Origin of the sequence: Actinomadura verrucosospora, assembly GCF_039540335.1 — a bacterium.
Lineage (GTDB): Bacteria > Actinomycetota > Actinomycetes > Streptosporangiales > Streptosporangiaceae > Spirillospora > Spirillospora verrucosospora.
Map to the genome: position 1 here is coordinate 1 of NZ_BAABEV010000052.1, position 12,365 is coordinate 12,365.

The 12,365-nt window shown below is 73.6% G+C and carries 15 protein-coding genes; 8 read left to right on the top strand and 7 right to left on the bottom strand.

What is annotated here, in order from left to right; genetic code table 11:
• Positions 1-59: 59 nt before the first annotated feature.
• On the bottom strand, positions 60-308 hold the full coding sequence (locus tag ABD944_RS36260; RefSeq protein ID WP_345184794.1) for a hypothetical protein: 249 nt from the start codon (positions 306-308) through the stop codon (positions 60-62).
• Entirely contained in the window at positions 305-1,033 is a 729-nt protein-coding gene (locus tag ABD944_RS36265) for a hypothetical protein (protein WP_345184796.1), read from the bottom strand. Before ABD944_RS36265 ends, ABD944_RS36260 begins: the two co-directional genes overlap by 4 nt.
• A gap of 230 nt (positions 1,034-1,263) precedes the next feature.
• Between ABD944_RS36265 and dut the strand changes: the two genes are divergently transcribed.
• The 3 genes from dut (at position 1,264) to ABD944_RS42640 (ending at position 2,788) form a co-directional block, all read left to right on the top strand.
• A complete protein-coding gene (dut, locus tag ABD944_RS36270) occupies positions 1,264-1,755 on the top strand; it encodes a dUTP diphosphatase (protein WP_378188920.1) in 492 nt (163 codons plus the stop codon).
• 3 nt (positions 1,756-1,758) lie between these two features.
• On the top strand, positions 1,759-2,586 hold the full coding sequence (locus tag ABD944_RS36275) for a DUF3710 domain-containing protein (protein WP_345184801.1): 828 nt from the start codon (positions 1,759-1,761) through the stop codon (positions 2,584-2,586).
• A gap of 121 nt (positions 2,587-2,707) precedes the next feature.
• Complete coding sequence (locus ABD944_RS42640) at positions 2,708-2,788, top strand: 50S ribosomal protein bL37 (protein ID WP_486303772.1); 81 nt, start codon at positions 2,708-2,710, stop codon at positions 2,786-2,788.
• Here ABD944_RS42640 and ABD944_RS36280 read toward each other — a convergent pair.
• Together ABD944_RS36280 and ABD944_RS36285 are read right to left on the bottom strand one after the other, a co-directional pair.
• Positions 2,785-3,444, bottom strand: a complete 660-nt coding sequence (locus ABD944_RS36280) for a PIG-L deacetylase family protein (RefSeq protein ID WP_378189033.1) — start codon at positions 3,442-3,444, stop codon at positions 2,785-2,787. The two genes, ABD944_RS42640 and ABD944_RS36280, sit on opposite strands and share 4 nt — an antisense overlap.
• Positions 3,445-3,518: 74 nt before the next feature.
• Positions 3,519-4,799, bottom strand: coding sequence for an ArsB/NhaD family transporter (locus ABD944_RS36285; RefSeq protein WP_345184806.1), 1,281 nt, complete (start codon positions 4,797-4,799; stop codon positions 3,519-3,521).
• Positions 4,800-5,029: 230 nt separating this feature from the next.
• Here ABD944_RS36285 and ABD944_RS36290 point away from each other — a divergent pair, with 230 nt between their 5' ends.
• The 3 genes from ABD944_RS36290 to ABD944_RS36300 all read left to right on the top strand — a co-directional run bounded on the left by ABD944_RS36290 (position 5,030) and on the right by ABD944_RS36300 (position 8,081).
• A complete protein-coding gene (locus ABD944_RS36290) occupies positions 5,030-5,827 on the top strand; it encodes an ABC transporter ATP-binding protein (protein ID WP_345184808.1) in 798 nt (265 codons plus the stop codon).
• A gap of 1 nt (position 5,828) precedes the next feature.
• On the top strand, positions 5,829-7,184 hold the full coding sequence (locus ABD944_RS36295) for an FtsX-like permease family protein (protein WP_345184812.1): 1,356 nt from the start codon (positions 5,829-5,831) through the stop codon (positions 7,182-7,184).
• Positions 7,185-7,256: 72 nt separating this feature from the next.
• Positions 7,257-8,081, top strand: coding sequence for a hypothetical protein (locus ABD944_RS36300; protein ID WP_345184814.1), 825 nt, complete (start codon positions 7,257-7,259; stop codon positions 8,079-8,081).
• Positions 8,082-8,145: 64 nt separating this feature from the next.
• Here ABD944_RS36300 and ABD944_RS36305 read toward each other — a convergent pair whose 3' ends face one another.
• Entirely contained in the window at positions 8,146-9,624 is a 1,479-nt protein-coding gene (locus ABD944_RS36305) for an MFS transporter (protein WP_345184816.1), read from the bottom strand.
• 141 nt (positions 9,625-9,765) lie between these two features.
• Between ABD944_RS36305 and ABD944_RS36310 the strand changes: the two genes are divergently transcribed.
• Positions 9,766-10,188: an OB-fold nucleic acid binding domain-containing protein gene (locus ABD944_RS36310; protein WP_378188924.1), complete on the top strand. Its 423-nt coding sequence runs from the start codon at positions 9,766-9,768 to the stop codon at positions 10,186-10,188.
• A gap of 28 nt (positions 10,189-10,216) precedes the next feature.
• Entirely contained in the window at positions 10,217-10,912 is a 696-nt protein-coding gene (locus ABD944_RS36315) for a DUF3159 domain-containing protein (protein ID WP_345184819.1), read from the top strand.
• Positions 10,913-10,914: 2 nt separating this feature from the next.
• On the opposite strand, the gene ABD944_RS36320 is transcribed toward ABD944_RS36315, so the two are convergent.
• On the bottom strand, positions 10,915-11,574 hold the full coding sequence (locus ABD944_RS36320; protein WP_345184821.1) for a potassium channel family protein: 660 nt from the start codon (positions 11,572-11,574) through the stop codon (positions 10,915-10,917).
• A complete protein-coding gene (locus ABD944_RS36325; protein WP_179836369.1) occupies positions 11,574-12,239 on the bottom strand; it encodes a potassium channel family protein in 666 nt (221 codons plus the stop codon). Before ABD944_RS36325 ends, ABD944_RS36320 begins: the two co-directional genes overlap by 1 nt.
• Between the last annotated feature and the right edge of the window lie 126 nt (positions 12,240-12,365).

A 12,365-nucleotide genomic window follows, 5' to 3' on the forward strand; every position in this document is an offset into this window, starting at 1 on the left:
AAAGCGGTGTTAGGAGGAAGACAATTCGCAGACACAACTCCTGGCTCACAATTGTCTTCCTAAGGAACGACATGGCTACGATCCGGGCCGTCGAGCCGGAGCAGCGGCCCCGCCGCCCCGGCGACGCCCATCAGCGCCTCCGCGGCGATCACGGCAGCCGCGGCCGCCCCGGCGAGGGCGGGCGGCAGCACCCGGTGCGCCCGCACCGCGGCGGCCAGCGCCGCCGGGCGCCTGACCTGCCCGGCCAGCGACGCCAGCAGGACGAGCGGGACGGTGACGGCGGCGATCCCGGCGAGGAGTCCGGTCACCGGACCGCCTCGACCGCCAGCCCCGCGAGCCGGCGCGGGACGTCGCGGACCCGGTCCTCCTCGGGCAGCACGGTCACCAGCAGCGACGCCAGCGCCAGCAGGAAGTAGGGGCCCTGGCCCTCCACGGTGTCGCGGAACAGCTCGCCGCCCGCGACCGGGGCGCCGCGCCACGGCGGGAGCCGCCTGCGCGTCACCGTGGTCAGCGCGGTGATCTCCAGCAGGCCGATCCCCGGCACCTCCTTGACCATCTCGGCGGGCTCGGGGCGCCTGGCCCGGCCGCGCGGGACGGCGGTGACCCCGTCCTCGTGCTCGGTCAGGCGCAGGGTGCCGAAGAAGGCGACCGCGTCCGCGGGGCGCCCGTGGTAGAGGTGCGTGAACACCGCGTGGCGGCGCCCCTCCCACACGGCCGCGAGAACGGGGTCGCTGAGGCCCGTCTCGGCGTCGCGGGTCGCCGTCCCGCCGACCCGCAGCCGGCCGCCCTGGACGCGGAACTCCTGCTCGAAGCGGTCGACCCCGATGTCGGCGGCCCAGGCCAGCGCGTCCTCGCGGGTGCCGCTGGAGATCTCGTGGAGCCGCCCGCCGTCGGCGATCCGCGCCACCGACGTGCACGGCCGCCGCAGGTCGTGGTCGCCGGCGAGCCGGACCCGCACCCCGTCCAGCGAGCGGTGGGTGACGCTCCGGCCCCCCGCGCCCTGCTCCCGTGTGCCCTCTCCCGGTTTTCCCATGCCGCCCCCTTCCCGGGGGACGCGCCCCACAGAAACGCCGCGGGTAAGAATTGCGACGCTACGCGTGATACTTCGCTTCAGGGTCAAACCTTCCGGAAGTGGTCACGCCCGGGACCGGGTAGGGTCAACTGCCGGACTCGCGCGGCAGCGGCGTTTCAGCGGCGGCCGTCCCCGGCGCCCTGGATAGGGTCGTGTGGTTCTCCGGCAGGTAGGCGCGTGAGGTGGAGCCCGTGAGCAAGGTCGATGTGCTGGTCCGGCGGCTGGATCCGGAGCTGCCCCTGCCCCAGTACGCCCACGCGGGCGACGCGGGCGCCGATCTGGTCGCGGCCGCCGACGTGGAACTGCCGCCGGGGGAGCGCGCCGTCGTCCCCACCGGGATGGCGATCGCCCTGCCGGACGGCTACGCGGCTTTCATTCACCCCCGGTCCGGATTGGGCGCTAAGTTGGGGGTGACCATCGTCAACGCACCCGGTACGGTCGACGCCGGCTATCGGGGTGAGATCAAGGTGACCCTGCTGAACACCGACCCCCGCGCCACGGTGAGACTGCGGCGCGGAGACCGCATCGCGCAGATGGTCGTCCAGCGGGTCGAGCACGCGGTGTTCCACGAGGTCACCGAGCTTCCCGGATCGGCGCGCGGAACCGGCGGGTTCGGCTCCACCGGCGGATTCGGCCCTGCCCCGCGATCCGGGGACAACGAGCACAGTAGAGAAGGAGCGTGAGTCGTGGCTTTTGGACGTCGCCGGCAGGCCGAGGAGCCCGCTGAGGGTCCCGAGGTGACCGAGGAGCCGGCGGAGACCGCCGAGGAGGCTCCCGCCGAGGCGGGGTCGGCCAAGGCGGAATCGGCGGCGGGCGGCCCGTGGGATTCCGAGGACTCCTTCCCCGAGCTGCAGCGGCTCGACTTCGGGGCCCTCCAGGTGCCGGTGGCGCCGGGGCTGGGCTTCCAGGTGAACTTCGAGGCGACCCAGGTCGACGAGGAGGGCAACCCGCTGGACGGGCGCCCCGTCGCCGTGCTGGTGCAGTACGAGGAGAGCGCCATGCAGCTCCAGGTGTTCGCCGCGCCGAAGCGCAGCGGCATCTGGGACGACGTGCGCCGCGAGACCGCCAAGGACATCCAGGAGGAGGCGCAGGGCCAGACCCAGGAGGGCGAGGGCCCGTTCGGCTCCGAACTGCTGGCGATGGTCCCGGCGGCGCTGACCGAGGAGGTCCTCGCCGAGATGCCGCCGGAGGTCCGCGAGCAGATCCCGGCGGAGTTCGTCGAGCAGGGCTGGGCGCCGCAGATCATCCGTTTCCTCGGCGTGGACGGCCCCCGCTGGTTCCTGCAGGCCGTGGTGCAGGGCGCCGCGATCGAGGACGAGGAGCAGTGGCAGGTCCTGGAGGACGTGCTGCGCGGCGTGGTGGTGCACCGCGGCGACGCCCCGATGCCGCCCCGCGAGCTGCTGGAACTGCAGATCCCGCAGGAGTTCAGCGAGGCCGGCGAGGACGGCGAGGACGGGGCCGTGGAGACCTTCGACCCCTTCGAGCGCGGCCCCGAGATCACCGAGGTCCGCTGACCGCACGCACACCGGACCCGTCCGGCCGCACGCTTTTCGGACGTGCGGCCGGGCGGGTTCGCGGCGTCTGCGCCCGGCCCATCGCTTGCCCTGCACCGGCCTCCGGGCGGTCAATCAGTGCATGTCGAAGAAGACGCGCAAACGCCGGGCCCGCAAGCGGAGCAAGCACAACAAGGGCAAGCGGCCCAACGCCCGCCGCTAACTCTCGATCATCTCGAACGTCATCGCGTGCTCGACGCCCGCCTGCTTCCCGCCCGCCTCGGCCGCGCCGGTGAGGAACGCCTCCGCGTCGAACCCGGCGCCGAGTTCGGCGAAGTACACGCGGTGGGCGAGCAGCGAGTCGATGCCGGCCCGCAGATGGCCGGTGACGTTCACGTAGTGGGTGGGCTGCGGCGACCCGCCGAACAGCGCGAACCGGACGCCCCGCCACGGTTCGAGGCCGAGGTCGCGGAACACCCACCGGTTGGCCGCGTCCCGGACCGCGTCCGCGACCGCGAGGCCGAGGGCCCGGTGGTCGGCCATGTTGAAGCCGCCGCCGGGGAAGGTCTCGCGGAAGTTGATGGACAGCACCACCTCGGGCCGGTGCCGCCGGATCGCCGCGGCGAGCGTCCGCCGCAGCGGCAGCCCGTACTCCAGCGTGCCGTCCGGCAGGTCGAGGAACTCGACCTCGCGGACGCCGACGATCCGCGCCGCCTCGACCTGCTCGGCGCTGCGGATCCGCCGCACCTCGGCGGGGTCCATCGAGTCGATCCCGGCCTCCCCGCGGGTGGCCAGCACCTCCGTCACGGTCTTGCCCTGCCCCGTCCACTTGGCGACCGCCGCCGACGTCCCGTACTCCAGGTCGTCGGGGTGCGCCACGATCGCGAGCGCGCGTTCCCAGTCCTCAGGCACCTCGTCCATCCCCCCATCCTCCCGGACGGGGCGGTGGACCGTCACAGGTAGCGGAGCCAGAGGTACGGGGTGGCCAGGGCGACCGTCACGAGGGTGACGACGATGCCGTAGCGGGTGAAGCGCCAGAAGCTGATGGGCGTGCCGTTGCGGGCGGCGATGCCGAGGACGACCACGTTGGCGCTGGCCCCGACGGCGGTGGCGTTCCCGCCGAGGTCGGCGCCGAGGGCGAGGGCCCACCACAGCACGTGCCCGTCCGTGCCGGGGTGCTGCTGGACGAGGTCGGAGACGATCGGGCTCATCGTCGCCACGTAGGGGATGTTGTCCACGATCGCCGACAGCCCGGCGGACGCCCACAGCAGCAGCATCGCGGCCACGCCGAGGCGGCCGTCGGTGGCGTCCGCCGCCGCCCGGGAGATCTCGCCGATGACGCCGGTCTCGACGAGGCCGCCGACCATCACGAACAGGCCGGCGAAGAACACCAGCGTGGGCCACTCGACCTCGCTGAGCGCCTCCTCGGTCGTCACCTTGGTCGCGGCGACGAGCAGACCGGCGCCGAGCAGCGCCACCACGGACGGCTCGTAGTGCAGGACGGGGTGCAGCACGAACGCCGCGATCACGACGGCGAGGACGGCGAGCCCCTGCGCGAGCAGGCGGCGGTCGGTGATGGCCTCCCGCTCCTCCAGCTCCATGACCTCGGCGGCGAGCTCCGGGTCGTAGCGGAACGCCGAGCGGAACAGCCACCGGCACAGCACGCAGAACACGATCATCAGCACCACGACCAGCGGGGCCAGGTGGACCAGGAAGTCGTTGAACGACAGGCCGCCCCGGCTGGCGATGATGATGTTGGGCGGGTCGCCGACGAGGGTCGCGGTGCCGCCGATGTTGGACGCCATGACCTCGGCGATGAGGTACGGCTCGGGCGCGAGGGCGAGTCGCTCGCAGACGAGGAACGTCACGGGCGCGACCAGCAGGACGGTGGTGACGTTGTCGAGCAGCGCCGACGCCCCCGCCGTGAGCACGACCAGCATCACCATGAGCCGGTAGGGGCGTCCCCGCGCGCGCTTGGCGGCCCAGATCGCCACGTACTCGAACACGCCCGTCCGGCGCAGCACCGAGACGATGACCATCATGCCGAGCAGCAGGAAGATGACGTTCCAGTCGATCCCGGACTCGGAGGAGAAGAACGCGCCCCGGGCGTCGGTGATGTGCAGCAGGAGCATCAGGCCCGCGCCGCCGAGCGCCACCGCCGTCCGGTGCACCTTCTCCGACGCGATCAGCACGTACGCGCAGACGAAGATGACGATCGCGGCGGTGGCCTGCACGGAACCTCCCGGACGGCATGCGGATGACGGGACCTGCCGACCAGACTTCCCGGCGCACCACGGGCGACTCTAACCGTCACGGCACGCCGCGGGCGAGACCGGGGCCGGGCGATGGTGGGGTTTTGCCTACCCCGATCGGAGTGCTGGACCCATCCTCGCCGGCCCCGCGCGTCCGTAGTTTCGTGTCCGGAGGCGCTCCGCGAGGGGGCGCCCGGGCGGAGGTGAGGACGATGTTCGGACGCAGGGGACCGGAACCGGGGCGCCAGGCCCCGGGTGAGGCGCTCCGGCTGGAGAACGTGCGCCGGGTGTACGGCCCCGAGGGCAACCGGGTCGTCGCGCTGGACGGGGTGTCGCTGTCGCTGCCGACCGGGTCGTTCACCGCGGTCATGGGCCCGTCCGGGTCCGGCAAGAGCACGCTGCTCCAGTGCGCCGCGGGCCTGGACCGTCCGACCGGGGGCCGCGTCTTCGTCGACGGCGCGGAGCTGACGGGCGACGGGGAGGCGGAGCTGACGAAGTTCCGGCGGGAGCGGATCGGTTTCGTCTTCCAGCAGTTCAACCTGCTGCCGACGCTGTCGGTCGTGCAGAACACGGTGCTGCCGCTGAAGCTCGCCGGCCGCAAGGTCGACAAGGACCGGGCGCGGGCCGTCCTCGAGCGGGTGGGCCTCGGCGAGCGGCTCGGGCACCTGCCCGCGGAGCTGTCCGGCGGGCAGCAGCAGCGGGTGGCGATCGCGCGGGCGCTGCTGGCCCGCCCGCGGGTGCTGTTCGCCGACGAGCCGACCGGCGCGCTCGACACCCGCAGCGCCCGCGACGTGCTCGGCCTGCTGCGAGAGTCGGTGGCCGCGTTCGGGCAGACGGTGGTGATGGTGACCCACGACCCGGTCGCCGCGTCCTTCGCCGACGCCGTGCTGTACCTGGCCGACGGGCGGATCGTCGGCCACCAGCCCGCGCCGACCGCCGAGTCCGTCGCGGAGCGGATGACGCACCTGGCCGACGAGGTCGAGCGCCAGCGCATGACGGCGGGGGCGTGACATGTTCGCACTGGCGATCGGTTCCCTGCGCAGGCGCGCGGGCGCGTTCACGGCGAGCTTCCTCGCCCTGTTCCTCGGCTCGACGATCATCATGGCGTTCGCCTCGATGCTGGACACCGCCGCGTCGGGCGGCGCGACCGGGGAGGCCCGGAGCACGCTGGTCGTCATGGCGAACGTCGTCGGCGGCTGGGGGCTGCTGCTCGTGGTGTTCGCGGTCACCTCCACGCTGACCCTGTCGGTGCGGCAGCGGGCGTCGGAGATCGCGCTGCTCAAGAGCGTCGGCGCGACCCCGGCGCAGCTCTCCCGGATGATCGTCGGTGAGGCGGCCGTGCTGGCGGTGGCCGCGGCGCTGCTCGCGATCGTCCCCGGGATGCTGGCCGGCCGGGGCGTGCTCGGCCTGCTGCACGACACCGGCCAGGTGCCCGCGGAGATCGGCCACAGCTTCGGCCCGGTCGCGCTGTCGATGGGGATCGGCATCACGACGGTCTCCGCGACCGCCGCCGCGCTGATCACCGCCCGGCGCGCCACCCGCGCCGGCGTCGCCGACTCGATGCGGTCCGCGGCGGTGGACACCGGGAGGCTGAGCAGGAAGCGCATCGTCTTCGCGGTCCTGTTCCTGCTGCTGGCGCTGGACGAGGCGGTCATCACGGTCACGCTGATGGACGGCAAGGGCAGCGACGTGATGGCGACGTCCGGGCAGGCCGATATCCTCGCCGCGATCGGGCTGGCGCTGCTGGCTCCGGCGATCATGCGGCGGGCGACGTCCCTGCTGGCCCGGCCGCTGCGCGCGTTCGGCGCGGCCGGCGAGCTGGCGGCCGCCACCATGCGCCGCCGGACGGGCGCGCTGGCGTCCGCGGTCACCCCGGTCATCCTGTTCGTCGGCACCGCCGTCGGGACGCTCTACCTCCAGGCCACCGAGAACGCGGCGATGGAGGCCGCCGGGCTGGCCAAGACGGCCGAGCAGAAGAGCATCGAGACGCTCAACTTCGTCGTCATCGGCATGGTGGTGCTGTTCACGGCGATCATGCTGGTCAACACGCTGGTGGCGGCGACCGCGCACCGGCGCCGCGAGTTCGGGCAGACGCGGCTCGCCGGCGCGACCCCGCGCCAGGTGCTCGCCTCGGTGGCGCTGGAGTCGGCGGTGCTGACGGTCACCGGCGCGGCCTGCGGAACGGTCGCCTCGGTGTTCACGATCGTGCCCTTCGGGCTGGCCCGCCGCGACTCCGCCGTCCCGGCCGGGGACGTGTGGACCTACCTCGCGGTCGTCGCGCTCGCCGCCGCGCTGACCGGCGCCACGACGTGGGCGGCCACCCGCCGCGCGATCGGCGTCCCCGCCGTGGAGGCCGCCCTCCGCTGACCGCACGGCTTGTCTTCGCGTGGGTGCTCGCCCATACTGGGTGAGCACTCACTCATTTTTGGAGGAGCGGTCATGGCGGGATCGGTGGAGACTTCGCGCGGCAGGTTTCCGGCGGCGGCCGCCGTCCGGGGCCTGGGGGCGTCCTGGACGGGCGGCCGCCGGGTCGAGCGCGCCGCCTACGCCGTCGGCGCCGCGCTCATCGCCTCGGGCCTGCTGCACCTGGTGGTGTTCGCCGTGGACGGCGGGCCCTGGACGGGACCGGTCTCCTGGCGCAAGCCCGTCACGTTCGGGCTCTCGTTCGGCCTGACGCTCATCACGATCGCGTGGGTCAGCGGGTTCGTCCGGCTGGGCGACCGCGCGCGGACCGCGATCCTCGGCGTGTTCGCCGCCGACTGCGTCGCGGAGGTCTCCCTCATCACCCTGCAGGCGTGGCGCAGGGCGCCGTCCCACTTCAACGAGGAGACAGCGTTCGACACGGTCGTCACCCGGATGCTCGCGGCGGGCGGCGGGATCCTGATCGTCGCGCTGGTCGCGCTCGCGGTCGCCGCCTTCCGCCGCGACGCGGGGACCGCGCCGAGCATGCGGCTGGCCGTCCGGTCCGGCTTCGCCGCGCTGATGCTCGCGCTGGCCTCCGGTGCGGCGATGATCGCCCGCGGGGTCGCCACGGTGCGCTCCGGCGACCAGCAGGCCGCCTACCACGTGGTCGCCGCGCTGAAGCCCGCGCACTTCGTGACCATGCACGCGATCCTCGTCCTGCCGCTGCTGGCCTGGCTGCTCACCTTCACCGGCCTGCCCGAGGCCCGCCGCGTCCGGGCGGTCGCCCTCGCCTCCGGCGCCTACTGGGCGGTGGCGGCGCTGGTCATCGCGGTCGCCGCCGTGCGCTTCGCCGCGGCCTGAGCCCTGCCCCGCCGACGCCGAACTCGCCGCCCTTCGCGGACGGCGAGTTCGGCGGAGGAGGGGGTCAGTGCGCGCGGGCGCGGCGGGGGAGGAGGAAGGCGACCAGGAACGCGGCGACGGTGAGCCCGGCGGTCAGGGCGGTGACCTGCTTCGCGGCCTCCAGCGCGGCCGGCGCGGCGAACCGCCCGGCCACCGGCGCGCCGACCGCCCCGAAGAAGACCGTGCCGAGCACCGCGACGCCGAGCGACGCGCCGAGCTGCTGGACCGACTCCAGCGCGGCCGAGCCCGAGCCCACCTCGTGGTCGGCGATGCCCGCCACGATCACGTCGAACAGGGGGACGAAGATCATGCCCATGCCGGCGCCGAACAGCAGCAGCGGCGCGGCCAGGTGCCAGCCGCCGACGCCCGTCCCGGCGGCCTCGAACACCGCGTAGAGCGCGGCCAGCCCGGCGACCATGAGCACCAGGCCGAGGTGCAGGATCCTGCGGCCCAGCCTGGCCATCGTCATGCCGCTGAACGCCGACCCGGCGAACGCCCCGACCGCCCAGGACGACATCGCCAGGCTCGCGGCCAGCGGCGTGTAGCCGAGGCCGAGCTGGAGGAACAGGCCGGTGGCGAGGGAGAACCCGGCGATCGCGCCGAAGAAGACGACGACGAACAGGACGCCGGAGCCGAAGGCCCGGTTGGCGAACACGCTCAGCCGGAGCAGCGGGGTCCGCCCCCGGCGGGTGCGGCGCAGCTGGTGCAGGACGAACAGGGCGAGGACCGGGACCGAGCCGGCGAGCAGCGCGAGCGACCAGGCGGGCCAGCCCAGCTCGCGGCCCTGGACGAGCGGGTGGACCAGCATGCTCATCCCGAGGCCGCCGAGCAGCATGCCGCCCGCGTCCAGGCCGCCCGAGCGGTCGGCCGACACCGGCGCGGGCAGCGCCCGGGCGCCCACGACCAGCGCGTAGACGCCGACCGGCACGTTCACCAGGAAGATCGCGCGCCAGCCGGTGCCGAACAGGTCGGCGTCGATCAGCAGGCCGGCCACCACCGGGCCGAGGATCGTGGCCAGGCCGATCACCGGCCCGAACAGGGCGAACGCCTTGCCGGTGTCGGTGCCGAACAGGTCGCGGATCAGCCCGAAGCCCTGCGGGATCATCACCGCGGCGCACAGGCCCTGCGCGACCCGGGCGGCGATCAGGCTCTCCGGCGACCAGGCGAACGCGCAGGCCGCCGACATCACCGTGAACGCGGCCGCGCCCGCCAGCAGGACGGGCCGCCGCCCGAACATGTCGCCGAGCCGACCGCCGGTCAGCAGCGCCACCGCGAGGGCGAGCGTGTAGCCGGCGGCCGTCCACTGCAGCGCGGAGAACGAGCCCCCGAGGTCCGCGCGGATCGCGGGCGCGGCCACGTTCACCACGGTGGAGTCGAGCAGGTTCAGCAGCGTGGCGGCCAGGATCGCCGACAGGCCGAGCCAGCGGCGCGGGGCGGGCGCCGCGCCGTCGCCGGGGCGCGTCGTCCCGGCCGCGGGGGCCGGGATTTCGAGGGTGGCGGTCATGGTCCGTCCTTCCTTCACGGAGCGGAATGCTCTGTTCCGATAGTAGCAGAACGGAACGCTTCATTCCACAATGAGCCGGCGTGGATTTCGGCGGCGGCGCAAGGGGTCCGCTTCGTCCGGGGATGCCATACGCTTCGAGGTATGGACGAGGTTTCGGCCAGCACTCCGCCCGGGGCGGGGCCCGGCGGGCGCGAGCGCGGCAAGGGCGGGCTTCGGCGCTTCCTGCGGCGCATGGCGTCCACCAAGGCCGAGCTCGAGGCCGAGGAGCTGCAGAAGACCACCGGCGACGAGGGCGCGACGCCGATCACCGACTGCGCCGCGCGCAAGCGGCACTGCGTGGCGGGTACGCTACGTACGGTGACGCTCCGTCCGCGGGGCGGCGCCCCCGCCCTGGAGGCCGAGCTCTACGACGGCACCGACGTGATCAACCTGGTCTGGCTCGGCCGCCGCAAGATCGCCGGGATCGACCCGGGGCGCCGGCTGCGCGCCGAGGGACTGGTGAGCGAGCAGGACGGGCGCAAGGTCATGTTCAATCCGCGATACGAGTTGCGCGGCGGCGCGTGAGGCCGCGGCGAGCCGCCGGGAGAGCGACGTGAGCGAAACGGAAACGGGCACCGCGCGGGAGACCGCCGCGCACGACACCGTCGAGGCGGCCGTCCGCGCCCAGCTCAACAAGGCGCTCGGCGGCGTGCGCGGCATGGTCGAGGCGGCGGTGCCGACGATCGCCTTCACCGCGACCTACGTCGCCGCGAAGGACGTCAAGCTCGCCGTCGGCGCCGGGGTCGGCGCCGCGGTGCTGCTCCTTCTGGTCCGGCTCGCACAGCGCTCCAGCCCGCAGTTCGTCCTGAACAGCCTGTTCGGCATCGCCATCGCGGCGTTCTTCGCGCTGCGCTCGGGCAAGGCCGAGAACGCCTTCCTGCCCGGCATCATGCTGAACGCCGGCTACGCCGCCGCGATGATCTTCTCGATCGCGGTGCGCTGGCCGGTCGTCGGCTTCATCATCGGCTCGGTCACCGGCGACCCGACCGCCTGGCGGGCCGACCCCGGGATCGTCCGGCTGTGCTCCCGGCTCACCTGGCTGCTCGTGCTGCCCTGCATCGTGCGCGTCGCCGTCCAGTACCCGATCTACCTCGCGGACGGCGACCAGAGCGGCCTGCTCGGCACCGCCAAGATCGCGATGGGCTGGCCGCTCCAGGTCGCCGCGCTGGCCGCCATGGCCTGGCTCCTCGCCCGCGGCCGCACCCCCATCACCCCCGGGGCCCCGGCCAATAACGAAGAACCCGCGTAGCCCTACCGTCCGCCGAGGAGTGCGGCGAGTTCGTCTTCGACGTCCTGGCTGGCCACGAACATCAGCTCGTCGCCCGGCTCCAGGGTGTCGTCGGCGGTGGGGACCAGGACCCGGCCCTCGCGCAGGATCGCCACCAGGGCGGTGTCGCGCGGCCAGGCCACCGATCCGACGCGCTCGCCGCCGAGGGGCGCGTCCTCGGGCAGCGTCAGCTCCACCAGGTTGGCCTCGCCCTGCCGGAACGTCATCAGCCGGACGAGGTCGCCGACGCTGACGGCCTCCTCCACCAGCGCCGACAGCAGCCGCGGCGTGGAGACCGCCACGTCCACGCCCCACGACTCGTTGAACAGCCACTCGTTGTTCGGGTGGTTGATCCGCGCCACCACGCGCGGAACCCCGTACTCGGTCTTGGCCAGCAGCGACACCACCAGGTTGACCTTGTCGTCGCCGGAGGAGGCGACCACCACCTGGCAGCGCTCCAGCGCCGCGTCGTCCAGCGCGGCGATCTCGCACGCGTCGGCCAGCAGCCACTCCGCGCGCGGCACCATCTCCACCTTGATGGCCTTGGGGTTCTTGTCGATCAGGAGAACCTCGTGCCCGTTCTCCAGCAGCTCCTGGGCGATGGACCGGCCCACCGCGCCGGCCCCGGCGATCGCGACCCGCATCACGCGTCCTCCCCGTTCCGCGCCGCGACCGCGGCGTTGACCCGCTCCAGGTCGTCGGCCCCCGCCATGATGTGCACGATGTCGCCGTCCTGGATCACCGTGTCCCGCTCGGGGACGAGCGCCTCGCCCATCCGGGACAGGAACGCCACCCGGGTCCCCGCGTGCTCCTCCAGCTCGCCGACCTTCTCTCCCACCCACAGGTGGCCGGAGTCCAGCTCGGCGAGGACGACCGCGCCCGTCGGGTCGCGCCACAGCGGCTCGGCGCCCTCGGGGAGCAGGCGGCGCAGGATCTGGTCGGCCGTCCACCGCACGGTCGCGACCGTGGGGATGCCGAGGCGCTGGTAGACCTCCGCCCGGCGCGGGTCGTAGATCCGGGCCACCACGTTGTCGACCCCGAACGTCTCGCGCGCGACGCGCGCGGAGATGATGTTGGAGTTGTCGCCGCTGCTGACGGCCACGAACGCCGACGCGCGCTCGATGCCCGCCTCGGCGATGACCTCCCGGTCGAACCCGAACCCGGTGATGCGGCGGCCCCGGAACCCGCTGCGCAGCCGGCGGAACGCCTCCGGGCTCTGGTCGATGATGGCCACCGAGTGACCCTTGTCCTCCAGGATGTGGGCGAGCGTCGAGCCGACCCGCCCGCATCCCATGATCACGATATGCACGGCCGTTCCCTCTTCCATAGGGGGACGCTCCCCCTCTACCCCCCGCGCCGGGCACGGCATTCGCCGCCGACACCGCGCCGCACCCGAGGACCGTTTCCTGTGAATGATCCCTGCGGGCTGCAAACC